Here is a 26,477-nt window from a genome sequence, read left to right as displayed (position 1 = left end):
TGGCGCCGTTGCGGCGCCAGGGTGGGTTTCAAGGGGCGCGGCTCAGCGCGTCGCCTTCTCGATGTATTTCGCCAGTTCCTGCACCTGTTCGTCGCTCAGGTGCCGGAAGGCGGGCATCTGGCCGATGCCGTTGCGCAGCGCCTTGACCACGCGCGGCGCATCCGGTTTCAGTTCGTCCAGCGACGGGCCGACGGCGCCGGTGGCCCCGGCGTCCTTCAGGGCGTGGCACAGGGAGCAGGCGGGCGTGACGCTGCTGAACAGCGCCTTGCCGTCCTCGGCGGCCTGGGCCGCGCCCGCCGCGAGCAGCAGCGCGATGGCGGGAAGGATGCGCGCCATCACGCCACCGTCAGCGGGAACGCGTGCGAGCGCCAGCCGCTGTTGAGGTAGCCGCCGCCGTTCTCCGGGCTGGCTTCCACCTGCCAGTTGAACTGCACGTCCTGCGCGCGCGAGGCCAGCATGTACTGGCCCGGCTTCAGCTGCACGGGCAGCACGAACTGGCGCCAGGCGAAGCGGCCCAGGTCCGGGCCGACGAAGCGCGCTTCCTGCCAGCTCTGGCCGCCGTCGAGTGAGACGTCGATGCGGCGCAGGGACCGCGTGCCGCCCATGGCGACCCCCTGGATCTGCACCCAGCCGGCCTTGACCGTGCCGGCTTCCGGCGCGGGGCCGTTGATCCAGGACTTGACGTCCATCTCCCACACGGAGGGATGGCTCGGATCGCCCTTGGCGCCGGGCGGGGACATGCGGTAGCCGGTCTTCTGGATCGCGGCTTCGGTCTCCTGCTCGGTGAAGGCCAGGCGCTTGATGTACTTGATGTTGTTGACGCCGCTGTAGCCCGGCACGATCAGGCGCAGCGGGCCGCCGTGCGCATGCGGCAGCGGGTCGCCGTTCATTTCCCAGGCGAGCAGCGCGTCTTCGAAGGTGCGCACGGGCACCGAGCGCTCCACCATGATGGTCTTGGGATCGATGCCCGCCGGCAGGGTCTCGCCACCGGTGCCGGTCATGAAGCGGGCGCCATCGGCCAGGCCGCCGAGTGCGGCGACGACGGTGCGCACCGGCACGCCGCTCCACAGCACGCAGCCGGCCGCGCCGACGGACCACTTGGTGCCGCTCGGCTTGTCCGCGAAGTAGCCGCGGCCGTTGCCGGAGCACTGCAGCACGGTGGCCATCGTCTCCAGGCCCATGCCCTTGAGGTCGGCGACGCTCAGGGTGCGCGGCTGGCGCACGCCTTCGACGGCCATCTGCCAGGCGTCGCGGTTGGCGACGATGGACGCGTCGGGCGCGGGCAGGTTGTTGCGGATGTACAGGCGATCGGACGGCGTGACGATGCTGGTGCCGAAGGCGCTGCGCTTGGTCTCGATGGTCGTGCTGGTGTGCACGATCATGTGGTCCTGGTTCTTCCAGGCCACGTACCCGGGCAGGGCGGGTTTGGCGGCGGGCGCGGCCGGTGCCGCGGCCTGTGCGGCGGCTTCGCGGCCCAGGGTGGCCGCGGCGATGGTGGCGGCGCTGCCCGCCAGCAGGCGGCGGCGGCCGGAATCCGGCTGGTCGTTCTTCATCTCTTCCTCTGTCCAACGCATGCAGTAGTGCAGCCAACGACTCTATTGCGCGCAGGGGGGCGGCGCAAGAGGAGGCGGGGTGCCGGAGCCCCCCCGCGTCGGGGGGGCTGATGTGCAGAGCTACGGGAGCGCGCCGGTCAGCGCCAGGCGAATGACCTCGTCCGGATCAGGCACATGCCCGTGTTGATTGGCCCGGCTGCCAGCCTGGCTAGCCGAGGCCGCAGATGCGCGTGATCTCGCCCGCACACTGCTGCAGGCGGGGCAACAGGTCGAACAGGTCGGGGCAGTCCGGGCCCTTCAGGGCGGCGATGGTGAGGGCGGCGCGGGTGCGGGCGCCCTCGCTCCCGATCGGCACCCCGAGATCGATGCCGCCCATGAACCGCGCGCCCTCGGCATACGCCCAGCCATCGGCCCGCACGCGCTCGAGCCGCTCGTTGAACTCCTGCCGTTCCCGCGCACCCATGCGCAGGTAGTCGGCCTGGCGCGCCAGCAGTTCGGTGCGTTCGCCCGCTTCCAGGTGGGCCAGGAGCAGTTGACCCGAGACCGTGGCCACCGGGGAGTGCAGGGAGCCGATCTGGACCGACAACCGGACGGGTTGCGGACTTTCCACCTGCTCCAGCACCAGCACCTTGTCCCGGTGCAGCACCGACAGGTGACAGGACTGGCGGGCGAGATCGACCAGGTCGCGCATCAGCGGCGTGGCCACGTCGATCAGCTGCTCGTGCGGCGAATGGGTGCGGCTCAGTTCGAAGAGCTTGAGCGTGAGCTGGTAGCCACCCGCATCGTCGCGGCGCAGGTAACCGCGCGCTTCCAGCACGGTCAGCATCCGGAACAGCTCGCTGGGTTCGCGTCCCAGCGCGCGGGCCAGCTGCGCCTGCGTGAGCGGCACGGCCTGCTCGGACAGGTACTCCAGCACGTCCAGCGCCTTCTCCAGCGCGGGGACCGCGTACTTGTTGCGCGGGGACTCGCTGTCGGTGACTGGCGGGGTCGAGGCGGTCATCGGTTGTCGGCGGCGGCCAGCGGCACGCGCCGCTCGACCAGGTGCAGATGATCGCAGACCAGCACGGTCTCGTCGCGCTGGTTGGTGACCGTGACCGTTTCCACCACGATGCCGTGACCGGCGCGCTTGGGGTGCGGACGGCGGTCGGTGATCTCCACGCGGGAATAGATCGTGTCGCCGATGAACACCGGCTTGACGAAGCGCAGCCTGTCGTAGCCGTAGGACATGGCCCGGGGGTTGATCGTGGAGGCGGTCAGGCCGATGCCCACGCTGAACACGAGGGTGCCATGCGCGATGCGCTGCTTGAACTCCTGGGTGGCGCACCAGGCCGCGTCCATGTGGTGCGGGAAGAAGTCGCCGGTCTGGCCGGCGTGCAGCACGATGTCGCCCTCGGTGATGGTGCGGCCGGTGGTGCGACGGGTGCTTCCCAGCTCGTACTCCTCGAAAAAACGCTCGTCGGTCATGCGACGCTTCCTTCCCTGGCGGGGCCGAGCCCCAGTTCTCGCAGGATCTCCTGCGTGTGCTCGCCGATGGCGGGCGCGGGCCGCGGGCTGCGCAGCACCTGGCGGTCGATGCGCAGCGGGCAGCGGGTGGTCTTCATGCCGGCGGCGCGACCGGACAGCGGCTGCACCATGTCGAGGACGGCGAAGCCGGGGTGCTCCAGCAGCCGCGACCAGGTCAGCACGTCGGCACACCAGATGCCGGCCGGCTCCAGCTGCGCCAGCCAGTGCTGCGTCGAGCGGCTCCGGAGGTGGTCCTGCAGCGCCTGCTTGAGCGTGTCGCGCTCGCGGTACCAGCTGGCGCGGTCGGCGGCCAGTTCCGCCAGCCGGGGGCTCTCGACCAGGCGGGCCAGTTCGTCCATCGGCGCCATGGCCAGCGCCAGGAAGCCGTCGGCCGTGCGGTAGATGCCGTAGGGCGCGGCGGCGTGCACGTTGGCGTGGTTCACGCGGCTGCGCCGCGGCGCCTCGCCGTCGCCGTTGAGGAAGGCGGTGAAGGGCTCGAATTGCAGGTCCAGCGCGGTTTCCAGCAGGCTGGCATCCACCCGCCCGCCGCGGCCGGTGATGCCCCGGCGCACGAGCAGCGCCAGGATGCCCTGCAGCAGGTGGGCGCCGGTCATCATGTCCACCACGGAGAGGCCGGCGGGCACCGGCGGCGCGTCGTCCCCGCCCTGGCCGCTGAGCCAGGCCATGCCGGACAGCGATTGCACCAGCAGGTCCTGACCCGGCTTGCCGCGCCATGGTCCCGCCTCGCCATAGCCTGTGACGGCCGCGTAGACCATGCGCGGATTGAGCTGTTGCACCGCGGCAAAATCCAGGCCCAGCCGTTCCATCACGCCGGGGCGGAAGTTGTGGATCATCACGTCCGCGCGCGCCACCAGCGCTGTCACGTGCTCGAGATCGGCGGGGTCCTTGAGGTCAGCCGCGAAGCTTCGCTTGTTGCGGTTGATGGTGTGGAAGAGGGCGCTGTCGCCGCCCACCTTCTGGTCCGCCAGCACCAGTTGCCGGCAGAGGTCGCCCCCGTCCGGGCGCTCCACCTTGATCACGTCGGCGCCGAGGTCTGCCATGCGCAATGCGCACGACGGGCCGGCCAGGAACTGGCTGAAGTCCAGCACGGTCAGGCCGGCCAGAGGCAGGGCGGTGTCGTCCTGATTGAGATTCATGGGTGAATGATAGATTCATCAGAGAGACGCGAACACCAGTCTGATGGGTCTTGAGGTTCAGTGGAAACCCCTAGGCGGCTGATTCTTCTGTGCACCTAGCATTCACCTATAAATCTTCCGTTCGCGCAAGAACAGCCTTTCCACCTTTCATCCTTCAGGAGACAGCATGAACGTTCGCCGCCATTTCCTCGCCGCCGCCGCGCTTGCCGGCCTGCTGGGCGCGGTCGCTCCGGCCCAGGCCGAGAGCTACCAGCTGCGCTTCTCCACCTCGCAGGTCAATCCGAACGAACCGGTGGTGAAGGTCATGCACAGCTTCGCCGACCGCGTGAAGGAGCGCTCCAAGGGGCAGCTCACGCTGACCATCTTCACGGGCGACCAGCTCGGCCCGCAGAAGAAGGTCAACGAGATGATCAAGGGCGGCGCCCGCGTGCTCAGCGTCACCGACTACGGCCAGCTGTCGCAGTTCGTGCCTGACATGGCCGTCGTGGCCGGCCCCTACATGTTCGCCAACCCGGACGAGGCCAAGCGCCTGTTCACCTCGCCGGTCTTCGGCGAGATGTCCACCAGGCTGGAGCAGCAGGGCCTCAAGCTGGTCATGGCCGACGGCCTCTTCGGTGTGCGCCACCTCCTGGCCAGCAAGCCGGTGCGCACCCCGGCCGATATCGCCGGCATGACCCTGCGCGTGCCGCCGTCGCCGATCATGCTGGAGACCTTCACCGCCCTGGGCGCCCGTCCGCAGGCGCTGCCCTGGGGCGAGGTCTACAACGCCCTGCAGACGGGCGTGGTCGATGCCGCCGAGGCCAACTACGGTTCGCTGGCCGGCTCCAAGCTGTATGAAGTGCGCAAGGTGGTGTCCAACACCGCGCACCAGATGATGTTCGCCGCCTTCGTCACCAGCACCAGCTTCTTCAACAGCCTGCCGGCGGACCTGCAGAAGATCCTGCTGGAGGAGGGCCGCAAGGCCGGGGCCGAACTCACCGCCGCCACCGTCGCCTCCGACAAGGCCTTCGCCGAGGAGTTGAAGAAGAACGGCGTGCAGATCGTCGAGAACGTGGACGTGAAGGCCTTCGCCGAGAAGGCCAAGGCTGCCTATGCGAAAGTGCCGGGCCTGACGCCGGGCATCTACGACAAGGCGCGCCAGGCGCTCGCCCACTGATCGCGAGATGCAGACCGTGCAAACTCTCGCGCCCCCGTCCGGGGGGCAGGAGGAAGCCGTGCCGGCCGCCGGTGCCTCGCGCGCCGGCCGGCTGCTCAGCCTGCGGCGCATCGACGAGGCCATCGGCGTTGCCTGCATGCTGGCCATCGTCGCCTCCATTGCCTGGGGTGTCATCACCCGCTACCTGTTCCCCCAGCCCGCCGCCTGGACCTTCGAGGCCGCGGTGATCGCTTTCGGCTGGCTGGTGTTCTTCGGCTCGGCGGCGTGCGTGCGCTGGCGCATGCATGCCGACGTCGATGCCCTGGTCGCGATGTTCCCGCCCAAGGTCCGGCGCGTCGTGTTCATCGGCAACTGGCTGCTGCTTGCCGTGCTGTTCGTCGTGCTGGCGGCCATGTTCGCCTGGCAGGGCGTGATCGCCCATTCCATCCGCGTGGTGTCGCTGGACATCCCGCGTTCCGTCGTCTACGCGCCCATGTCCGTCGCCTCCATCCTCATGCTGGTGCAGCACCTGCTGCTGGCGCCCTGGCGCGATGGCTGGCAGTGGCGGGCCTCCTCGGAGTCCGCGCTGTGAGCATGCTGCAACTCTGGCTTCCCTCCGTGCTGATGCTGGCGCTGCTGGCCCTGCAGACGCCCGTGACCTGGTCGATGGCGATCGCCGCGCTGTCGTTCTTCCTGATGAACATGGGCGAGATGCCGCTGGCCAACTTCGCCCAGCAGATGGCCGAGGGCACCGAATCGGTGTCGCTGCTGGCGCTGCCGCTGTTCGTGCTGGCAGGCTGCGTGATGAATGCGTCGGGCATCACCCGGCGCCTGCTCCATCTCGCCGAGGTGCTGGTCGGCCACATGACCGGCGCACTGGCGCAGATGTGCACGGTGCTGGCGACGCTGCTGGGCGGCCTCACGGCCTCGGCCAACGCCGACGCGGCGATGCTGTCCAAGACCATCGGCTCCCAGATGGTGCAGCGCGGCTACGGCGCGCCCTTTGCCGCCGTGATCACGTCGTCCGCTGCCATCATCACGGCACTGATCCCGCCCTCGATCGGCCTGATCGTCTACGGCTTCCTGGCCGAGGCCTCGATCGGCCGGCTGTTCGCCGCCGGCGTGGTGCCGGGCCTGCTGCTGGCTGCCGGGCTGATGCTCACCACCCACTTCCTGGCGACCCGGCGCAAGTACCAGCCGCAGCGCGCCAGCCGCGCCACGGCGAGCGAGATCACCCAGGCCGTGATCGACGGCCTGTGGGCCCTGTCCATCCCCGTGGTGATCCTGGGCGGCACCCGCTACGGCATCTTCACCACCACCGAGTCCGGCGCCGTCGTCGTGATCTACGTCGTGCTGGTGGCGCTGTTCGGCTATCGCGAGATCAGGCTGCGCGACCTGCCGGAAGTGCTGGCCGAGTCCGTGCGCGATTCCGCCAGCGTGATGATGATGATCTGCGCGGCCGCCGCCTTCGGCTTCTACCTGTCCTGGCAACAGGTGCCGCAGGCGATGTCGGGCTGGCTGGCGGGCACCACGACCAACCCGGTCATGCTGCTGCTGCTGATCAACCTGGTGCTGATCGCGCTGGGAACCGCCATCGAGGGATCGGCGGCGCTGATCATCCTGACGCCCATGCTGCTGCCCCTGATCGAGGGCGCGCACATCGACAAGGTGCACTTCGGCATCGTGCTGATCACCAACCTCACCATCGCCGGCATCACGCCGCCGGTGGGCGGCCTCATGTACATCTCCTCGCAGACGCTCAAGGTGAAGATGGGCGACTACTCCCGCGAGATCGCGCCCTACCTGGCCGTGATGATGGGCCTGCTGGTGCTGTTGTCGGTGTTCCCGCAGCTGTCGCTGTGGCTGCCCAACCTGCTGTACGGCACCGGAGGAGTGCAATGACGAAGAACACAGTGGCCCTGCGGGGCATGACCTGGAACCATCCGCGCGGCTGGCAGCCGCTGGAAGCCTGCTCGGCGCTCTGGCAGGAACGCACCGGCGTGGCGATCACGTGGGACCGGCGCTCGCTCCAGGAGTTCGAGACCTTCCCGGTCGACCAGCTGGCCCGCGAGTACGACCTGATCGTGATCGACCACCCGCACGTGGGCCAGGTCGCGCGCGAGAACTGCCTGCTGCCGCTGCCGCAGGACCGCCTGGCGGACATCGCTGCAGGCAGCGTCGGCGCCTCGCATCCCAGCTACTTCTGGCAGGGCAAGCAGTGGGCGCTGGCGATCGACGCCGCGACCCAGGTCCAGGCCTGGCGTCCGGACCGGCTGACGGCACCTGCGGCCAACTGGGAGCAGGTGCTGGAACTCGCACGGGCCGGCTACGTGGCGCTGCCGCTGCGCTCGCCGCACGCCCTGATGTGCCTGTACACGCTCACGGCACAGCTCGGGGCGCCAGGCCGCGTGGAAGGGCCCGAGCTGTTCGAACCCGAGACCGCTTCGGTGGCGATCGAGTTGCTGCGCGCGCTGTTGCCGCACCTGGCCGACGCCGACTTCACGCAGGACCCCATTGCGGTGTTCGAGCGCATGGCGCTGGACGATTCCCCCATCCGCTGCGTGCCCCTCATCTACGGGTATGTGAACTACGCCGTCGCGGGGTTCCGGCCGGGGCGCATCGGCTTCTCCGACATCCCGTCGCTGCGCGGCAGGGGACCGTCGGGTTCCGCCCTCGGCGGCACCGGCATCGCCGTGTCGGCCCGCGGCGCCCACACCCAGGAGGCGCTCGACTTCGCGCTGTGGGTCGCGGGCCCGCAGGCGCAGTCGGGTCCGTACGTGGCGTCCGGCGGCCAGGCCGGGCACGCCAGGGCATGGGAGGACGACGGCGCCAACGCCGCGACGCACGACTTCTACCGCGCCACGCGACGCACGCTGGAAGGCGCCTGGGTCCGCCCGCGCCACGATGGCTACATGCCCTACCAGGACGCAGCCTCGGAGCGCCTGATGGCGGGACTGCGCGGGACGGAGCCCGCGGGCGCCATCGTGGCCGACCTGAACCGCATGTTCCGGGAGACCCTGCCGCGATGAGCCTGCTGCAAGGGCTGCTGGTCGTCGACCTCAGCCAGTTCCTGTCGGGCCCGTCGGCGGCCCTGCGGCTCGCGGACCTGGGGGCCCGCGTGATCAAGGTGGAGCGCGCCGGCACCGGCGACATCTGCCGCACGCTCTACCTCACCGACACCGACCTGGGCGGCGATTCGACGCTGTTCCACGCCATCAACCGCAGCAAGGAAAGCCTGGCGCTCGACCTGAAGAACCCGGACGACCTGGCCGTGCTGCGCCGCCTGCTGCAGCGCGCGGATGTCCTGATCCAGAACTTCCGGCCGGGTGTCATCGAGCGACTGGGGCTCGGCTGGGACGACGTGCAAGCACTCAACCCGCGCCTGGTCTACGCCAGCGTGTCCGGCTACGGCGAGAGCGGGCCCTGGGTCGGCCTGCCGGGCCAGGACCTGCTGGCGCAATCGGTGTCGGGTGTCACCTGGCTCAACGGCCATGACGGCGACGGCCCGGTTCCGCTCGGCCTGTCGGTGGCCGACATGCTGGCGGGCCACATCCTCACCGAAGGCATCCTGGCCGCCCTGGTGCGCCGGGGACTCACGGGCAAGGGCGCGCTGGTGCAGACGAGCCTGCTCGAGGCGCTGATCGACCTGCAGTTCGAGCTGCTCACCACGCACCTGAACGACGGCGGCCGCCTGCCGCGCCGGGCCGGCTTCCGCAACGCCAACGCCTACCTCGCGGCGCCCTACGGCATCTATCCCACGCAGGATGGCTATCTGGCGCTGGCGATGATGCCGCTGGAGCAACTGGCCGAGACGCTGCCGCTGCCGGACCTGCGCCGCTACTCGGCCGAGGACGCCTTCGGCAAGCGCGACGAGATCAAGCGCCTGGTCGCGGCCGAGCTGGTCCGCCACAAGACGGAGCACTGGCTCGGGCGCCTGCGGCCGGCCGACGTCTGGTGCGCCGAGGTGCTGGACTGGCCGCGCCTGCTGGACAGCGAAGCTTTCCGCCGCCTGGACATGCTCCAGACCGTGCAGCGCGGCGATGGGACCCCCGTGCACACCACGCGCGGTCCGCTGCGCATCGACGGCCAGCGTGCACTGGGTGCGCGCGGTGCGCCGCGCATCGGCGAGCACAGCGCGGCGCTGCGCGCCGAATTCGAACTCGATCCCCTTGGAGAAACCGCCGCATGAACCTCACCGGCAAGACTGTCCTCATCACCGCCGCCGCGCAAGGCATCGGCCGCGCCAGCGTCGAAGCGTTCGCCCGCGCCGGCGCCCGCGTCTGGGCCACCGACATCAACGAAGCCGGCATGGCCGGCCTGCGCGAGTTGCCCGGCGTCACCGTGCGCAAGCTCGACGTGCTGGACGAAGCGGCCGTGCGCGACCTCGCCGGGGCCATCGGCCGCGTGGACGTGCTGTTCAACTGCGCCGGCGTCGTGCACGGCGGCAGCGTGCTGCAGGCCAGCGACAAGGACCTCGACTTCGCCTACGACCTCAACGTCAAGGCCATGGTCCGCACCATCCGGGCGGTGCTGCCCGGCATGCTGGAGCGCCGCGACGGCGCCATCATCAACATGGCCTCGGTGGCCAGCAGCGTCAAGGGCGTGGCCAACCGTTTCGCCTACGGCGTGACCAAGGCCGCCGTGATCGGCCTGACCAAGTCGGTCGCCGCCGACTTCGTGGCGCAGGGCATCCGCTGCAACGCGATCTGCCCGGGCACCGTGGAGTCGCCCTCGCTCCAGGAGCGCTTGAAGGCGACCGGTGACTTCGAGAAGGCGCGCGCCGACTTCGTCGCGCGCCAGCCCATGGGACGCATCGGCGCGCCGGAGGAAATCGCCGACCTCGCCGTGTACCTCGCGGCTGCCACCTACACCACGGGCCAGGTCCACGTCATCGACGGCGGCTGGGCCATCTGATCGTCAAGGAAGCATCGAATCATGAAGTTGCTGCGTTTCGGCCCGGCGGGCCAGGAAAAGCCCGGCCTGCTGGATGCCAGGGGCCAGTTGCGGGACCTCACGGCCCTCGTGGGCGACATCGCGGGCGAGGTGCTGCTGCCCCAGGGGCTGGCGCGCCTGGCGGCGATCGATCCCGCGACCCTGCCGCTGGTGCAGGGTTCCCCGCGCCTCGGTCCCTGCGTCGCCGGCACCGGGAAGTTCATCTGCATTGGCCTGAACTACTCCGACCACGCGGAGGAGACCGGCGCGACGGTGCCGCCCGAGCCGATCATCTTCATGAAGGCGACCTCCGCGATCGTCGGGCCGGACGACGACATCGAGATCCCCCGCGGTTCGGTCAAGACCGACTGGGAAGTCGAGCTGGGCGTGGTGATCGGCAAGACGGCGAAGTACGTCAGCGAGCAGGATGCGATGGAGCACGTCGCGGGCTACTGCGTGATCAACGACCTGTCGGAGCGCGAGTTCCAGATCGAGCGGCAGGGCCAGTGGACCAAGGGGAAGTCTGCCGACACCTTCGGCCCCATCGGTCCCTGGCTGGTCACGCGCGACGAGATCCCGGACCCCCAGCACCTGCCCATGTGGCTGCAGGTCAACGGCGTGTCGCGCCAGAAGGGCTCCACGGCGACCATGGTGTTCGGCGTGGCCAGCCTGGTGTCGTATCTGTCTCAGTTCATGAGCCTGCGTCCGGGCGACATCATTTCCACTGGCACGCCGCCTGGTGTCGGCCTGGGGATGAAACCGCCGACCTACCTGAAGCCGGGCGATGTGGTGACCCTCGGCATCGAGGGACTGGGCCAGCAGAGGCAGCGGGTGGTCGCCGGCTGATCCCCACGCCCGGGCCCTGTCCTGGCTCGGGCGTCGCTCTGGCGTGGTGCATCCGGCCCCGCGCGCGTGAGCCGGCCCCGTCGATTCCGGGTCTCGGCTGAGGTCGGGCGGGCAAGCTGCCCACCTTCCGCTGAGCCGCCATTGGGCCAACGTCCCATGGTGCCCGACACGCGGCTGCGCAAAGCTGCTTCAATGCGGGAAGACCGCCCCTGTCGTGCAGGCAGGACCAGTTTCCGCGTGGCGTCCGCCGGGTCGTCGCAACCCGGGCGCGCCAGGTCGACGCCGGGGGCGAGGACGGCGGGGGCGCGCCGATCCGGAACCCGTTCGCCCATCCCGCGGGCAAGGCCAGGGGCCGGGCGAACCTGATGCGCGCATCGTGCGCCAGGAGCAGACCGCGATGACGGAATTCCGTCAGATCCTGTTCGATCGTCTGACATGGACGCGCTGGCGCAACGCCATCGGGGCCTTTGCGGGTTCGCCGGATGCGGGGCGCCGGGCGAAAACGCTGTTCGCGGCGCTGCTCGTGTTGCTGCTGGCGATCAACGGCCTGAACGTCGTGAACAGCTACGTCGGGCGCGACTTCATGACCGCGATCGAGCGGCAGAGCATGCCGCGCTTCGTCTCCATGGCTCTGCTGTACGTCGGCGTCTTTGCGCTGTCCACGATCGTGGCCGTCCTGTACCGCTTCGCCGAGGAACGCCTCGCGCTGCTGTGGCGCGACTGGCTGACGCGCCGGCTGGTGGGCCTGTACCTGGAGGGTGCCACTTACTACTGGCTGCGTGAACGCGAGTTCGCGAATCCGGACCAGCGCATCGCCGACGACGTGCGCGTCTTTTCCGCCAGCACCCTCTCGCTCGCCCTGGTGCTGCTCAACACGACCTTCACGATCCTCGCGTTCTCGAGCGTGATGTGGTCGATCAGCCCGCTGCTGTTCGGCGTGGCCGTCGGCTACGCGGCGCTCGGCTCGGGCCTGACGGTTCTCTTCGGCCGGAAACTGATCGGGCTCAACTACCACCAGGCGGACCGCGAGGCGAGCCTGCGGGGGGAACTGGTCCACCTGCGCGAGAACGCCGAGTCCGTCGCCGTGCTGCACCGCGAAGGCCGCATCGGCGCACGCCTGAACCGTCGGGTGGACGACCTGGTGTCGAACGCGAGGCGCATCATCAGCGTGAACCGCAACCTCGGCTACTTCACCACCGGCTACAACTACCTCATCCAGATCATTCCGGCACTCATCGTCGCGCCGCTGTTCATCCGGGGCCAGGCCGACTTCGGGGTGATCACGCAATCGGCCATGGCCTTTTCCCACCTGGTCGGCGCGTTCTCCCTGGTCGTGACGCAGTTCCAGCAGATCTCGGGCCTGGCCGTCGTCGTTGCCCGGCTGTCGGACCTGGCCGCGAGCTCCGAAAGGGTGACGGCACGCAGTGCGGGCGGCATCGAGATCGTCGACGGCGAGCCGCGGTTCGCCTGGGACGGCCTGTCGTTGCGCATGCGGCGCGACGGCACGCCCTTGCTGCACTCGCTGAACCTTGTCATCCCTGCCGGCACGCATGTGCTGGTGACCGGTTCCGGCAAGGGAGGGCGCATGGCGCTCTTCCGGGCCAGCGCGGGCCTGTGGCGGGCGGGAGAAGGCCGCATCCTGCGGCCGCCGCCCGGCGAGATCTCGTTCATCCCCGAGCGGCCCTACATGCCGCCGGGAACCCTGCGCGAAGCGGTCCTGCCCACCCATCATGAAGGTGCTGCCGACGACGCGACCATTGCCGCCGTGCTGCACGCGGTCGGGGCCGAGGAGACGGTGGTCCGCGCCGGCGGCCTGAGGGCGGTGGGCGACTGGGATGAGTTGCTGCCGCTGGCGGACCGGCAGCGCCTTGCGTTTGCGCGCGTCCTGCTCGCTGCGCCGCGGATCGCCCTGCTCGAGGATCCCGACACCCTGCTCGGCACCGACGTCGCGGCCCACCTGATCGAACTCCTGCAGGAGCGGTCTGTCACCGTCGTCACCTTCGCCTCCGACGAGGCGCTCGCTGCCAACCACAACCTGCGACTCACGATCGAAGCCGGCGGGAAGTGGAGCACGCAGCCCATCCACATCGAAAGGCCGGTCACATGAGCGCATTCGGCCCGCTGAACCTGGCCAGCCCTTCGGGCCTGGTGGTGCAGGTGAACAGGAACGGTTCCGTCCGTCGCATCGACCACCGCGACGTGATGGTGAACGCCTTCCTCGGCAACGAGCTCGAGGGCGGTGCGGCCAACCTCTACCTGCGCCGCCACGGAACGCGCGTCGAATGGACGGAACTGCTCGGGCCGCACAGCCCCGGCGAGGTCCGGGTCGACGGGAGCGGCCTCGAGATCGCGGGCGAGTGGGCGGGCTTGCGCTTTCGCGTGTCGCTGACGCTGGCCGCAGCCGCCCCGGCGTGGTTCTGGCATGTGTCGCTGGACAACGTTGCCGGGGAACCCTGCCGGGTCGACCTCGTCTTCGCCCAGGACATCGCGCTGGCCAGCTACGGCGCGGTCCGGCTGAACGAGTACTACGTCAGCCAGTACGTCGACCACACGCCGCTGCACCATCCTTCGCAGGGCGCGGTGCTGGCGGTGCGGCAGAACCTCGCGGTCGGCGGGCGGCATCCCTGGCTCTGCATCGGATCGCTGCGGCACGCCGAGAGCTTCTGCACGGATGCGCTCCAGTTCCACGGGCTGTCCACGCGTGCCGGCGGCTCGCCGGCCGCACTGGAAGCCGAGCGCCTGCCCGGGGTGCGCCGCCAGCACGAGCATTCGATGGCCGTGCTGCAGGATGCGCCCGTGTCGCTGCTCCCCGGCGCGGGTGTCGGCCTGGGCTTCTTCGCCTGGCTGGAACCGGATCACCCGGGCGTCAGCAGCGCCGCCGACCTCGTCTTTGCCGACCGGGCACTGGCGCAGCCCGAGGCCGCGCCGCCAGGCTCCAGGGCGGGCGTGGCGGCGCCGCGTTCCGCCACGCTCTTCAGCGACGCCCCCCTGCTGGCCGCTACATCCCTCGATCCAGACGCGCTGGTGCGGCACTTCGGCGCCGATCGCGTGGCGGTCGAGGAGGAGGGCGGGGCTCTGCTCTCGTTCTTCCGGCCCGACGGGGCGCACGTCGTGCTGCCGGCCAAGGAGCGCGCGACCCTGCGGCCCCATGGGCAGATCCTGCGCACCGGCGACCGGCTCGAGCCGGACGAAGCATCGCTGACGACGACGGTCTGGATGGGTGGGGTCTTCCATTCGATGCTCACGCAAGGGCACGTCAGCATCAACCGCTTCCTCTCGACGACGCACTCGTACCTCGGCCTGTACCGCTCGCACGGCCAGCGGGTGTTCGCCGAAGTCGGGGGTGCATGGCACCTGCTCGGCGAGCCGTCCGCCTTCGAGATGACCCCGAGCGGCGCGCGCTGGCTGTACGCCAGTGACGACCGGCTGCTCGAGGTGCGCAGCTGGGCTGCAGTGGAACGGCACGAACTGTGGCTCGCGGTCCGCGTGCTGGACGGCGCCCCGTGCCGCTTCCTCGTGTCGCACCACATCGCGCTCAACGGCGACGACGGCTCGGAAGCCGTGCCCGCCCGCTGGACGCGCGACGGCCGGGCCGTGGTCGTCGGCTGCCTGCCCGACACCGACGTGGGACGCCGCTTTCCCCACGGCGCTTTCCGCATCAACATCGCGCCCGGACCCGCGATCGAGCGCGTGGGTGCAGATGAGCTGCTCTTCAGCGACGGCCGCTCACGCGGCCAGCCCTTCGTGGTGCTGGTCACCGCGCCGACCACCTCGCTGGGTTTGCGCATCACCGGGTTGCTGACCGGCGCGCCGCCCGCCGAATTGGAGGCGGACGTCGCCGACCGGTGTGCTGCCGATGCCGCCAAGGCCGGTCGCTTCTGGCACGGCATGACCGGGCCGCTGGTGCTGGAGGCACCGGCATCGCAGGACGTGACGCGCGTCACGGCCATCCTGCCCTGGCTCACGCACGACGCCTGGATCCACCACCTCGCGCCGCGCGGGCTCGAGCAGTACTCGGGCGGCGGCTGGGGCACCCGGGACGTGTGCCAGGGGCCCGTCGAGTTGCTGCTTGCGATCGGGCGCGCAGCCGCGGTGCGCGAGTTGCTGCTGTGCGTCTTCCGGAACCAGGACGAGGACGGCGACTGGCCGCAGTGGTTCATGTTCTTCGAGCGCGAGCGCACCATCCGCCCGCAGGACTCGCACGGTGACATCGTGTTCTGGCCGCTTCTCGCCCTCGCGCAGTACCTGCTGGCCACGGACGACGTCGCGGTGCTCGAGCAGGAACTGCCGTATTTCCATCCCGAGGGGCCCGCCAGGGCGCAGCACGCCAGCGTGCTGGCGCATGTCGAGCGCGCCCTGGCGCTGATCGGGCGGCGCGTGATCGCCGGGACACGCCTGGCGGCCTACGGCCATGGTGACTGGAACGATTCCCTGCAGCCCGCCGATCCGGCGCTGGCCCGCGAGCTGTGCAGCGCCTGGACCGTCACCTTGCACTACCAGACGGTCGCCACGCTGGCGCAAGCGCTGCGGCGAACGCGCCATGCTGCGTTCGCCGCGACACTGGAGGCCACGCTGCCCGGCATCCAGGACGACTTCCAGCGCCTGCTGGTCGCCGACGGGGTCGTGGCGGGCATGGTGCGCTTTCCCCCCGGTGGTGCCGCGGAGCACTGGCTGCATCCGAACGACCGGGTCACGGGCGTGCACTACAGCCTGCTGCCGATGATCCACGCCGTCCTCGCGAACCTCTTCACCCGCGAGCAGGCGGTGCGGCACGTCGAGCTGGTTCGCCGCCACCTGCTGGCTGCCGATGGCGCGCGCCTGTTCGACCAGCCGTTTCCGTACCACGGCGGCCTGCAGCGCCACTTCCAGCGTGCCGAAACCAGCACCTTCTTCGGTCGCGAGATCGGGCTCATGTACATGCACGCGCACCTGCGCTGGGCCCAGGCGCTGGCCCACCTGGGCGACGCCGAGGGCGCATTCCATGCGTTGCGCCAGGCCAATCCGGTCGGCCTGCGCGATGTCGTGCCGAACGCGCGGCTGCGCCAGGCCAACTGCTACGCCTCCAGTTCCGACGCCGACTTCGCGGACCGTGCCGAGGCGACGGCACGCTACGACGCGGTGCGTTCGGGCACCGTGGGGGTCGAGGCCGGCTGGCGTGTCTATTCGAGCGGCGCCGGCATTGCCGTGCGGCTCCTGCGCGAGTCGCTGCTGGGCCTGCGCCTGCACCGCTCCTCGGTGTGCCTCGATCCGGTCCTGCCGCGGACGCTCGATGGGCTGGTCGCGCGCATCACGCTGGAGGACCGGGAGGTGGCAGTGCGCTACCGGGTCGGTGCGCGCGGGCATGGGCCCTTGGCCATCACGTGCAATGGCCAGCCGCTGGCGTTCGAGCGCGAACCACACCCGTACCGGACCGGCGGCGCCGTGATTGCCATGGACGCCCTGCGGCAACACCTGCGGGACGGCGACAACGTCATCGAGATCGAGGTGGCCTGACATGACCCCAGCCGGCGAATTGCTCGACGACTTTCGCGACGTCTCCGGCTGGAGCGCCGTGACCTCGGGTCAGGCACAGCTCGCGATCGCGCCCGCCACCGCCCCGGCGGAGCGGCCGGCGCTGCAGCTCGACTACGACTTCAAGGGCGGGGGCGGCTTCGTGGTGGCGCGCAAGAGGCTGCCGCGCGTCATGCCGGCCGCGTGGGCGCTGTCGATGTCCGTGCGGGGCGCGGCACCCGGGAACAAGCTCGAGATCAAGTTCGCGGATCCCAGCGGCCGCAACGTGTGGTGGTGGCACCGGGACGCGTTCGACTTCCCCGCCGACTGGCAGCTGCTGCGCATCCGCAGCAGCGAGGTGACGTTCGCCTGGGGGCCGGCGGGCGGTGGAACGCTGCGCGAGCTGGGCACGCTCGAAATCGCGATCGCCGCCGGGCCGGGCGGTCGCGGAACGGTCTCGCTGGGCGACCTGCGCTTCGAGGATCTGTCGCCCACTTCCGCTCCGCGCATTGCTGCGTCGAGCGCGGCCGTGGGGTGCGAGCCGGCGCATGTGTTCGATGCGTCGGCGGCAAGCTGGCGCAGCGCAGACGCCGCGTCGCCCGCGTGGTTGGCGCTGGATTTCGGCCGCGAGCAGGAATACGGCGGGCTGGTCATCGACTGGGCGGAGGCCGGCGCTGCCCGCGCCTTCGACGTGCAAGGCTCCGGCGACGGCACCACGTGGACGCCGATGGCGAGCGCCATGCAGGCCGAGGGCGAGCGCAGCTACGTCTACCTGCCGGGCGGCGGTTGCTCGCGCCATCTGCGGCTGTTGCTGCGCGAGCCGCCGGCCGGCGGCGGGCCCCATGCCATTCGCCGGCTCGACGTGCGGCCGTTCGACTTCTCGCGATCCGTCGCTGATTTCTTCCACGCCGTCGCTGCCTGCGAGCCGCGCGGACACCATCCCCGCTGGCTGCACCGCGAGCAGTCGTACTGGACGCCGGCGGGCATCGCCGGCGGGACGACCGCAGCGATCCTGAACGAGGAAGGCCTGCTCGAGCCCGACCGTGCCAGCTTTTCGCTGGAGCCCTTCCTGCACACGGACGGCGAGCTGATCACGTGGGCCGATGCCGAGGTGACGGTCTCGCTGGCCCATGGCGTGCTGCCGATCCCATCGTCCACCTGGCGCCGGCGCGACCTCACCCTGACCATCACGGCGTTCGCGGCGATCGAGGCCGGCCGTCCGCAAGTGCGCGCGTCCTACCGTGTCGCGAATGCCGGTCCGGAGCCGCGGACCGTGCGTCTGTTCGTGGCGCTGCGCCCCTTCCAGGTGTCGCCGCCGTGGCAGGCGTACCGGGGCGTCGGCGGCATGGCGCCGATCCGCAGCCTTGCCTGGCGCGACGGTGCCGTGCTCGTCAACGATGCAACCAGCGTCGTGCCGCGGACCACTCCGGACGGGTTCGGCGCCGCGGCGTTCGAGCAGGGCGGGGTGCTGCCCCACCTGGTGCGCGGCGAGATGCCGCCGCGTTCGGCGGTCGTCGATGCCTCCGGCCATGCATCCGGCGCGCTTTGCTGGGACCTGCAGATTGCAGCAGGTGCCGCGAGCGAGGTGGAGCTGGCGATCCCGTTCACGGAGCGGCCCGCCCTCGGTCCCGTGTCGTCCACCCCGGCCGGCGAGGCGCAGCTGGCGAGCCTGGCCGACGTCGAGCGCCATTGGGCAGACAAGCTGGGCGGCCTGGCGATCCGGATCGGGGGCGAGGAACCGGCGTGCGCGCAGGCGCTGCGGACGGCGACCGGCCACATCCTGGCCAATCGCGACGGCCCTGCGATCCAGCCCGGTCCGCGCCGCTACACGCGCTCCTGGATCCGCGACGGCGCCACCATGTCCGCGGCCCTGCTGCGCATGGGGTGCGGCGACGAGGTGCGGGATTTCCTCGCCTGGTACGCGACGCACCAGGCCGCGGACGGCAACGTTCCCTGCGTGGTGGATCGCAACGGCCCCGACTGGCTGCCCGAGCACGACAGCCATGGCCAGCTCGTGTTCACGCTCGCCGAGTACTTCCGCTTCACGGGCGATCGCTCGTTCACCGCGGCGCTGTGGCCGGCCGCGCAGCGCGCCATCGGCTACCTGGAGGCCCTGCTGGCGACCCGTCGGACGCCCGAATTCCGTACGCCGGACCGGCGCGCCTGCTTCGGCATCCTGCCCGAGTCGGCCAGCCACGAGGGCTATCTCGCGCAGCCGGTCCACGCCTACTGGGACGATTTCTGGGCGCTGCGCGGCATCGGCGACGGCGTGGAACTGGCACAGGCGCTGGGCGAGGCGGCGCAGGCCACGCGCCTGCGGGTCCTGCGCGACGAATTGGGCGCCTGCCTGTACCGGTCGATCGCCGCGACGATCGCTGCACGCGGCCTCGACTACATCCCCGGTTCGGTGGAGTGGGCCGATTTCGATCCCACCGCGACCGCCACGGCGATCGCCACGACGGATGCCGCGGATCGCCTCCCGCCCGCCGCGCTGGCCTGGACCTTCGACGAGTACCTGCGTGGCCTGCGCCGGCGGCGGCACGGCGAGATCGACTGGAACAACTACTCCGCCTACGAGATCCGCATCCTCGGCGCGCTGGTGCGGCTGGGGAGTTGCGCCGAAGCGCACGAATTGCTGGAGTTCTTCCTCGCCGACCGGCGGCCCACGGGCTGGAACCAGTGGCCCGAGATCTCGTGGCGGGACCCGCGCAGCCCCGGTCATCTCGGCGACGTCCCCCACGCATGGATCGGCGCCGAGTACGTGCTGGCCGTGCTCGCCATGTTCGCCCATGAGCGGCCCAGCGACGCGGCGCTGGTCATCGCCGCCGGGGTCTCCGACGCGTGGCTGGATGCGGGCGTGGTGGTCGAAGGCCTGCCCACCTGGTGGGGAAGATTGAGCTACACGATGCGGCGCGAGGGAAGCCGCGGCGTCCGGATCGACCTCGCACCGGGCATCACCATGCCGCCCGGCGGCGTCGTCGTCCGCGTGCCGACCTCGGCGCGCCCGCTGGTGCGCGTCGAGGTCGATGGAGAACCGCTGCAGGCCTTCGAGCCGGATGGAGTGACGCTCACCCGGTGGCCGGGGAGTGTTGTCCTGGGGTTCTGAGGGCGGGGCGTAAACCCGTGGCCGCGGGGGCCTGGGGAGACCCCCTTGCCGGACCCCGGCGTCTCATCCCAGCCACGCCGTTCCCGGAAATCGGCAGCCTCCTGCCGCGCTGCTCAAGAATTGGGCGTTTCGCTGCAACCCGCGTCGTTGCTGGTCCCGGCACGGTTGCCCGTCGGTTCTCCACAGGGTTCTCCACGCGAGCTGTGAAGACTCGTGAGACGGCGGTGTGGTAGGGCCGTTGCGTTCCACACCTGCCCGGCTGCCGGACCTAAACTGCCCCGATCGCCAGCCCGGAGATCCCGTGCAGATCAGGTCCAGCACCTCCCACCCCCTGCAGATCGCAGAACTTGCCACGCCCGCCGGCGGCCGCATCGGCATCACCTTCTGCCCGGGCAAGTGCGGGCCCAGCCTGTTCGACCACACCTGGCAGCGCGACCTGGATGCCGATCTCGACGTCATCGGGCGCTGGGGCGCCAGCGTCGTCCTGACACTGGTCGAGGCCTTCGAGCTGGAAGCCCTGCAGGTGGCGGGACTCGGCGACCGGGTGCGCAGCCGGGGCATGCGGTGGTTGCACCTGCCGATCGTGGATGTCAGCGTGCCGACCGCAACATTCGAGCGGCAGTGGCGCGAGGAACTGCCCGGGCTGCGCGCCACCCTCGCCCAAGGTGGCAAGGTGCTCGTCCATTGCAAGGGCGGCCTCGGCCGTGCGGGAATGGTGGCGGCCCTGCTCCTGATCGAGGCCGGCGAGCGTTCCGATGCCGCCATCCGGAAGGTGCGCGCGGTTCGTCCCGGTGCGATCGAGACGCCAGCGCAGGCAAGCTACGTGACGGCGTATCGGCCGGTCGGGGAGGAGCGATGAACTGGTTCCAGGCCATCACCGGCTTCCCGGAAGGCACGTACGAAGCGACACAGGGCCGCCTGCGCGTGGTGATGGGGCAGCTGGCTTCGGACGCGAGCGCCCGGTCGTTCCGCGTGGGCTCGCTCGAGACGCCCACCCTCGGCGACCTGCGAGCGCGAACGGCGCACCTGGCGGACGCGGGCCGCACCCGGGTCAGCATCCTCCAGGGCGACGCGCGCATGCTGCATGCCCATCCGGAAGGCGCCGGGGCGCTGTTCCAGGTGGCCTCGCAGTTCAACCTGCTCGAGATGGTCCATCCGGACGTGTCGCCCGAGGATGGCGTGGCGCGCTACGAGCTCGATCGCACACAGGGCCCTGCCTGTGCGATCGCAGCCGGGGCGGGCACCATCTTCCGCAACTACCTGGTGCGGTTCCCGGACGGGACGATCGGACAGACGCGCGAGCGGCAGATCGATTGCCTGCGGGACCTGGGGGCGGCGCTGGGCGATGCCGATGGCCATCCCTGGCGGATGCAGAACGGCTATGCGCTGTTCACGGCCGAGGGCCTCTCCAGCGTCGACCGCCAGCTGGCCGGTGCCGATGCCGGCCGGCTCGACGAACTGCGTGGCCTCCTGCGCATCGGGCTGCACTGGGACGTGGGCCTGACGGACGTGGAGCCGGGGCCGACCGTGTCGCAGGCGTTCTGTTCGGCCCTGCCGGTCAGCTACAACCGCATCGCTGCCACGGATCTGTGGGCCCGGTTCGCCACGCTGGTCCTCGAGGCGGCCTACGAGGCGACCTTGCAGGCCGGGCGGCTCGCCACGGCGCGCGGCGGCAGCAACCGCGTGTTCCTCACGCGGCTGGGCGGCGGCGCCTTCGGGAACCAGGCGGCGTGGATCGACCAGGCGATGCGGCGAGCCCTGGAACTGGCGCGTGCGTGGGGCCTCGACGTGAGGGTGGTGAGCTATGGCCCGCCGGACCACGATCTCCAGCGACTGGTGCGCGAGTTCGGCGAGCCGACCTGACGTGCGGGCGCGGTCAGTCGAACAGGTCCGGCTGCGTCGCAGCGAGGTGCTCGAAGATCGGCTGGAAGTGCAGCCAGCCGATGTATTCCGAGCCCACGTGCTCCCGGCTGTAGCGGGCGCGATCCGGGGGCACCAGCATGGGTTGGTGGCCGGTGGCTTCCACCATCAGCTGCTGGCGGCAGCAGCGCTCCAGCGCGATGAACCAGAACGCGGCGGCCTCGATGCTGTGCCGGCTGGCCGTCAGCAGGCCGTGGTTCTGGTGGATGGCCGCCTTCACGCCCCTGAACCAGTCGCCCACCGCGACCCCGGCCCGCTCTTCCACGGCCACCTGGCCGGCTTCGCTGCGGATGACGACATGGTCCTCGAAGAAGGCGGCGGCATCCTGGGAGATCGGATCCAGCGGCCGGCCCAGCGCCGCGAACGCCGTGCCGTAGACCGTGTGCGCGTGGCACATGGCCACGATGTCGGGATGCGCCTCGTGCACCGCGGCGTGCAGCACGAAGCCGGCACGGTTGATGGCGTGCCGGCCCTGCACGACCTGCCCCTTGTGGTCGGCGAGGATCAGGTTCGACAGCTTCACCTGGGCGAAGTGGACGCACATGGGATTGGTCCAGTACAGCTGCGGCTGCTCGGGGTCGCGCACGGTGAGGTGGCCGGCAAAGCCGTAGTCGAAGCCCTCGATGGCGAAGGCGCGGCAGGCAGCGACCAGCCGCTCCTGCCGGTGGCGGCGCTCCGCGGCGACGTCGTCGAACGACGGAAGCTCCGGATAGACCAGGCCCTGCTGCTGGGGCTGGTAGATCGAGATGCGCCCGTCGGCCAGCGGACGAGGTTCGGCCTTGCCGGAGGGACGATGGAGGACGGAGGACATGGGGGTTCCTTGTCGTGTGGGCCCGGGCATCATCCGCCCGCGCGGGGATCCTGGATCGGGTGGCCCGTCCCGTCCAGCCTGGCCGCGCAGGAGCCATCCGGTGGATGGACCAGCTCTGCTGCGTGGCAGCTCAGGCGCCACCCACCTGAACGATGCTGCCGACCGACGGCACGCCGTTGGCATTGACGAGGAACAGCATGTAGAAGCCCGGCGGCGCCAGGTTCCCGCTGCCCGGCGCCGTGATGTCCAGCGCCCCCGTGCGCGCCGTGAACGGCAGCACGTTCAGGCGCTGGTCCATGTTGAACGCATGCGTGACCGCCGACAGCCGGATGAGCGTGACCTTGGCAATGCCGGCCGCCTGGGCGCTTTGCACCGTGAACCGCTGGCCGTAGCCCAACTGCGCCGGCGCGCCGCTGAAGGCCGGGCGGGACCCCTTGAACAGGTAGGGCGGCGAGAAGAGCTCGACCTGGGTGGTGACGTCGGCGGCGCCGCGCTCGCCACCCACCACGGCCACCCGCCCATCGGCCAGGAGCAACGCCGCGGAGTGGTACAGCCGGGGCACGCTGCCGCTGGCCAGGGAGGTCCAGGTTTCGGTGGCGGGATTCCACAATTCCGCGTGCAGCACCGCCGCGCTGGCGTCGTTATGCCCCGGTCCCGAGGTTCCACCGGTCACCAGCACCGTCCCGTCGGGCAGCAGGGTGCCGGTGTGGTGCCGCCGGGGGACGGACATCGGGGCGACCATGCGCCACGCCGGCGCCGGCGCGGCCAGGTCGATGACTTCGGCCGAGGCCAGCGGCGGGTCGCCGCCCCCGACCACCAGGATCTTGCCGGGCGTGTACATGACCGCCGTGCCGTAGTCACGGAATCGGTCGATGTGGTCGGCCACGAACGACCAGCGGCCCGTGCCGCTCACATCCAGCGCGCGGGTCGTCGTGCCCGGGCCGGTGTCCACCACCCGCCCGTCGGGCGTGACGAACATCATCGGGTACATCGGCTGGCTCAGCTGCGCGGTCGTGAGGTTGCGCCAGCTGTTGGTGGCGTGCTGGTACACCTGTGGCAGCGGGTTCGCGTCCCCGTCGCCGGCGATCGTTCCTGACGTGACCAGCGCATCGCCGTTGGGGAGCCCCGTCACCGTGGGGTACCAGCGGCCCGCATTCATGTCGGGCGCCCGGGTCCAGCTGTTGGTCTTGGGGTCGTAGATCGAGGCCTGGGCCAGGCCGACGAAATCGGCGCGGTGGCCACCGGCCAGCAGCACGCGCCCATCCGGGAGGTAGGCGTGGCCGGCGCAGAACAGGTCGTAGTTGGGGTTCGACAGGACCTCGATGAACTGGTTCACGGGGTCCCAGAGGGCCTGGTTCTGGAAGCGGCCCACCATCATGATCGTGCCGTTGGGCAGGTACACGTTGTGGACCGGCGAGATGGGCAGGTCCCGCAGCCGGGTCCACTGGCCGTTGATGGCGCTCTGCGACATCACGGCGGCCGAGCCAGCGTCGGTGGCGGTTCCTGTGCCGGATCCCGTGGCGGTTCCCGTGCCAGCGCCGTCGCTTGCGGTGCCGGTGCCAGTCGTGGTGCCAGTGCCGGTCGTGGTGCCGATACCAGGCGTGGTACTGGTGCCAGGTGTCGTGCCAGTGCCAAGTGGCGTGCCAGTGCCAGTGCCAGTCGTGGTGGCGGTGCTGGTGGCGGTGCTGGTGGTCGCGGGAAGGGTGCTGGAACCCGGAGCCGTGGCATTGCTCGCTGCGGGAGGCGAGTTGCCACCGCCCCCGCCGCCCCCGCAACGGGTCAGAAAGAGCACGCTGGCAGCAGCGAACACTGCCACCCTGAACGCTACAACCCTCATAGCGCCTCCGTCGGACTGCCTCTGCACCATAGGCTGTTTCGTGGTGCCCGCTGTAGCCACTTCGGACTATGGATCGGCTGGATTCGGACGTGCGGTTCTTGTCCTGCGTCAAGTCACCGTGTCGAACCTATCGCGCTGGCGGGTGCGGGGGCAGGCCGGAAGGCTGCCGTGGCGTTCCGGAGATGATGCCGGGTCGAGCCCGGAATGGCTTCATCGCGCCAGACAAGGCGCGCGGCGACCTGCAGGAGGGCGCGTCCCGCGCCACTGGCTTACTGCGGCAGCCGTCCCAGCCCGTAGACCACCTTCAGGATCGGGCTCGGCTCGCCCAGTCCGGCGAACCAGCGGGCATAGATGTCGGGCAGGGCCGGGCTGGCGTAAACCTTGGCGAGCGCCGCGTCCACGGCCTGTTGCATCGCCCAGTCGCCTCGCGGCAGCGCGATGGCATAGGGCTCGAAGGAGAACGCATCGGTCAGCAGGACCAGCTTCGACGGGTCCTTGGACCCGGAGGCCAGTCCCAGCAGCAGCACCCGGTCGCTGGCCACGGCGTCGATGGCGCCGGATTCCAGCTGCGCCAGGCCTTCCTCCCGCGACTGCAGCGGCACCACCGTCGCCGTGATGAACAGCGACTTCATGGCGTCGGCCAGCGCGCGTTCGTTGCTGGTGCCGCGCACCACGCCGATCTTCTTGCCGGCCAGATCCGCCAGCGACTGGCCGGGCGTGGACTTGAGCGCCAGCAGGCCGGTGCCGTCCACGAAGACCAGGGACGAAAAGCCGACTTCCTTCTTGCGCCCCAGCGTCACCGTGCTCGCGCCGCATTCCATGTCGGCCTGGCCGCTCGCGATGGCGGTGAAACGCGTCTGAGCCGTCACGGGCACCCATTGCACCTTCAGCGATCCCGCGCCCAACTGCTCTTCGATGGCGGTGACGACGGCGCGGCACAGGTCCACCGTGTAGCCGGCCGGCTTCTTCTCGGCGTCCTCGAAGGAGAACGGCATCGCATCCGGCCGGTAGGCCACCGCGATCGTGCGGGTGGACTGCACCTTCTTGAGGCGGCCCTCCAGCGGCGGCGTGGCCCCCTGGGCGAAGGCAAGGGAGGGCGCCAGGCACAGCGCCGCGAGGAGGGTGGTCAGGCGTGTCATGGCCCGACTGTCGGGCGTGCGCCACCCGGCTCGAAATTGGACGAAGGTCCTACCCGTGCCGGTGCGCCGGCGTCATTCGCCCTTGACCTTGAATTCCGTCATCAGCCTCTGCCATTGCTGCACCTCGACCGGGATGGCGCGGGAGAATTCGCGCGGGGTGGAGCCGACCGGCTCGATGCCCTGGTCGCGCATGAGCCTGGCCATCGCGGGGTCGTTGACGATCGCGATGATGTCCTTCGACACCTTGTCCACCAGCCCGGCCGGCGTGCCGGCCGGTGCGAGGAAGCCGAACCAGCCGCCGCGCTCCATCCCTTCGTAGCCCAGTTCCGCGAAGGTCGGCACATCGGGCAGCACCTTCGACCGGCCGGGTGCCACGTTGGCCAGCGCGCGCAGCTTGCCGGACCGGATGTGGGGCAGGGCCGTGCCCACCGAGTTGAAACTCACGTCCAGGTGCCCGCCGAGCAGGTCGTTCAGGTGCAGCGCCTCGCCCTTGTAGGCAACGGGCACCACCTCGATGCCCGCGATGCGGCCCACCACCAGGCCGTAGAAGTGGAAGCTGGAGCCGTTGCCGAAGTGGCCGTAGCGCATCGGCCGGCCCGACGACTTGTAGCCCGCCGCGAGGTCCTTCAGCGTCTGATAGGGCGAGTCGGACCGCACCAGCATCACCACCTCGGGGACGGCGTACTGCGTGATGGCGGCGAAGTCGGTGACCGGGTCGTAGGGCGTGTCGGGGTTGAGCAGCTTGGCCATGGTGTGGGTGCCGAACGTGGACAGCAGGGTGTAGCCGTCCGGCGCGGCCCGCGCCACCTCGCCCGCGCCGATGCGCGTGCTGGCACCGGGGCGGTTTTCCACCACGACGGCCTGGTTCCATTGCTTGCTCAGGCGCTCCGCGATCAGGCGCGTGAAGCGGTCGGGGCTGCTGCCCGGTGCGCTGGGAATGACGATCTTCACCGCCCTGGCGGGCCATTCCTGCGCCAGTGCGCGCAGAGGCATCGAGCCGAGGGCGGCGCCGGCGACCAGCAGGCAGCGGCGGGTGGAATCCATGCGT

At 70.4% G+C, this 26,477-nt stretch carries 21 protein-coding genes; 12 read left to right on the top strand and 9 right to left on the bottom strand.

Annotated features, from left to right (window positions below; all coding sequences use genetic code 11):
• Nucleotides 1-42: 42 nt before the first annotated feature.
• From sorU to GON04_RS16060, 5 genes are all read right to left on the bottom strand, one after another.
• Nucleotides 43-336 carry a SorU family sulfite dehydrogenase c-type cytochrome subunit gene (gene sorU / locus GON04_RS16080; RefSeq protein ID WP_157399070.1) on the bottom strand — a complete coding sequence of 98 codons (294 nt, stop codon included), beginning with the start codon at nt 334-336 and terminating at the stop codon, nt 43-45.
• Nucleotides 336-1,553, bottom strand: a complete 1,218-nt coding sequence (gene sorT, locus GON04_RS16075) for a SorT family sulfite dehydrogenase catalytic subunit (protein ID WP_157399069.1) — start codon at nt 1,551-1,553, stop codon at nt 336-338. The genes sorU and sorT overlap by 1 nt, the downstream gene beginning before the upstream one ends.
• A gap of 208 nt (nt 1,554-1,761) precedes the next feature.
• Entirely contained in the window at nt 1,762-2,553 is a 792-nt protein-coding gene (locus GON04_RS16070; RefSeq protein WP_157399068.1) for an IclR family transcriptional regulator, read from the bottom strand.
• Nucleotides 2,550-3,017: a MaoC family dehydratase gene (locus GON04_RS16065; protein ID WP_157399067.1), complete on the bottom strand. Its 468-nt coding sequence runs from the start codon at nt 3,015-3,017 to the stop codon at nt 2,550-2,552. Before GON04_RS16065 ends, GON04_RS16070 begins: the two co-directional genes overlap by 4 nt.
• Complete coding sequence (locus GON04_RS16060) at nt 3,014-4,213, bottom strand: CaiB/BaiF CoA transferase family protein (protein ID WP_157399066.1); 1,200 nt, start codon at nt 4,211-4,213, stop codon at nt 3,014-3,016. Before GON04_RS16060 ends, GON04_RS16065 begins: the two co-directional genes overlap by 4 nt.
• Before the next feature lie 166 nt (nt 4,214-4,379).
• On the opposite strand from GON04_RS16060, the gene GON04_RS16055 reads away from it, so the two are divergent.
• From GON04_RS16055 to GON04_RS16000, 12 genes are all read left to right on the top strand, one after another.
• On the top strand, nt 4,380-5,369 hold the full coding sequence (locus GON04_RS16055; protein WP_157399065.1) for a C4-dicarboxylate TRAP transporter substrate-binding protein: 990 nt from the start codon (nt 4,380-4,382) through the stop codon (nt 5,367-5,369).
• 7 nt (nt 5,370-5,376) lie between these two features.
• Nucleotides 5,377-5,940: a TRAP transporter small permease gene (locus GON04_RS16050; RefSeq protein WP_157399064.1), complete on the top strand. Its 564-nt coding sequence runs from the start codon at nt 5,377-5,379 to the stop codon at nt 5,938-5,940.
• 2 nt (nt 5,941-5,942) lie between these two features.
• Entirely contained in the window at nt 5,943-7,250 is a 1,308-nt protein-coding gene (locus GON04_RS16045) for a TRAP transporter large permease (protein WP_157400716.1), read from the top strand.
• Nucleotides 7,247-8,377 carry a type 2 periplasmic-binding domain-containing protein gene (locus tag GON04_RS16040; RefSeq protein ID WP_157399063.1) on the top strand — a complete coding sequence of 377 codons (1,131 nt, stop codon included), beginning with the start codon at nt 7,247-7,249 and terminating at the stop codon, nt 8,375-8,377. Before GON04_RS16045 ends, GON04_RS16040 begins: the two co-directional genes overlap by 4 nt.
• Complete coding sequence (locus GON04_RS16035; RefSeq protein ID WP_157399062.1) at nt 8,374-9,537, top strand: CaiB/BaiF CoA transferase family protein; 1,164 nt, start codon at nt 8,374-8,376, stop codon at nt 9,535-9,537. The genes GON04_RS16040 and GON04_RS16035 overlap by 4 nt, the downstream gene beginning before the upstream one ends.
• Nucleotides 9,534-10,262 carry an SDR family oxidoreductase gene (locus tag GON04_RS16030; RefSeq protein ID WP_157399061.1) on the top strand — a complete coding sequence of 243 codons (729 nt, stop codon included), beginning with the start codon at nt 9,534-9,536 and terminating at the stop codon, nt 10,260-10,262. The genes GON04_RS16035 and GON04_RS16030 overlap by 4 nt, the downstream gene beginning before the upstream one ends.
• Before the next feature lie 21 nt (nt 10,263-10,283).
• Nucleotides 10,284-11,126 carry a fumarylacetoacetate hydrolase family protein gene (locus GON04_RS16025; protein ID WP_157399060.1) on the top strand — a complete coding sequence of 281 codons (843 nt, stop codon included), beginning with the start codon at nt 10,284-10,286 and terminating at the stop codon, nt 11,124-11,126.
• A 397-nt stretch (nt 11,127-11,523) separates the two neighbouring features.
• On the top strand, nt 11,524-13,233 hold the full coding sequence (locus GON04_RS16020) for an ABC transporter ATP-binding protein/permease (protein WP_157399059.1): 1,710 nt from the start codon (nt 11,524-11,526) through the stop codon (nt 13,231-13,233).
• Nucleotides 13,230-16,619, top strand: a complete 3,390-nt coding sequence (locus GON04_RS16015) for a hypothetical protein (protein ID WP_157399058.1) — start codon at nt 13,230-13,232, stop codon at nt 16,617-16,619. Before GON04_RS16020 ends, GON04_RS16015 begins: the two co-directional genes overlap by 4 nt.
• A 1-nt stretch (nt 16,620) precedes the next feature.
• Complete coding sequence (locus GON04_RS16010; RefSeq protein ID WP_157399057.1) at nt 16,621-19,722, top strand: discoidin domain-containing protein; 3,102 nt, start codon at nt 16,621-16,623, stop codon at nt 19,720-19,722.
• A 301-nt stretch (nt 19,723-20,023) separates the two neighbouring features.
• On the top strand, nt 20,024-20,581 hold the full coding sequence (locus tag GON04_RS16005) for a phosphatase domain-containing protein (RefSeq protein WP_181653608.1): 558 nt from the start codon (nt 20,024-20,026) through the stop codon (nt 20,579-20,581).
• Nucleotides 20,578-21,585: a hypothetical protein gene (locus GON04_RS16000; RefSeq protein WP_157399056.1), complete on the top strand. Its 1,008-nt coding sequence runs from the start codon at nt 20,578-20,580 to the stop codon at nt 21,583-21,585. The genes GON04_RS16005 and GON04_RS16000 overlap by 4 nt, the downstream gene beginning before the upstream one ends.
• 13 nt (nt 21,586-21,598) lie before the next feature.
• Here GON04_RS16000 and GON04_RS15995 read toward each other — a convergent pair whose 3' ends face one another.
• The 4 genes from GON04_RS15995 to GON04_RS15980 all read right to left on the bottom strand — a co-directional run bounded on the left by GON04_RS15995 (nt 21,599) and on the right by GON04_RS15980 (nt 26,473).
• Nucleotides 21,599-22,453 (bottom strand): class II aldolase/adducin family protein, encoded by an 855-nt coding sequence (locus GON04_RS15995; RefSeq protein WP_157399055.1) that lies wholly within the window; start codon nt 22,451-22,453, stop codon nt 21,599-21,601.
• Between the two features lie 130 nt (nt 22,454-22,583).
• Nucleotides 22,584-23,924 (bottom strand): galactose oxidase-like domain-containing protein, encoded by a 1,341-nt coding sequence (locus GON04_RS15990; RefSeq protein ID WP_157399054.1) that lies wholly within the window; start codon nt 23,922-23,924, stop codon nt 22,584-22,586.
• A 635-nt stretch (nt 23,925-24,559) separates the two neighbouring features.
• On the bottom strand, nt 24,560-25,429 hold the full coding sequence (locus tag GON04_RS15985) for an amino acid ABC transporter substrate-binding protein (RefSeq protein WP_157399053.1): 870 nt from the start codon (nt 25,427-25,429) through the stop codon (nt 24,560-24,562).
• A gap of 72 nt (nt 25,430-25,501) precedes the next feature.
• Complete coding sequence (locus tag GON04_RS15980; RefSeq protein WP_157399052.1) at nt 25,502-26,473, bottom strand: Bug family tripartite tricarboxylate transporter substrate binding protein; 972 nt, start codon at nt 26,471-26,473, stop codon at nt 25,502-25,504.
• Nucleotides 26,474-26,477 lie beyond the last annotated feature (4 nt).

It is taken from the genome of Ramlibacter pinisoli, from assembly GCF_009758015.1.
Classification (GTDB): Bacteria; Pseudomonadota; Gammaproteobacteria; order Burkholderiales; family Burkholderiaceae_C; genus Ramlibacter; species Ramlibacter pinisoli.
This window is presented reverse-complemented; position numbering and strand designations above follow the sequence as displayed.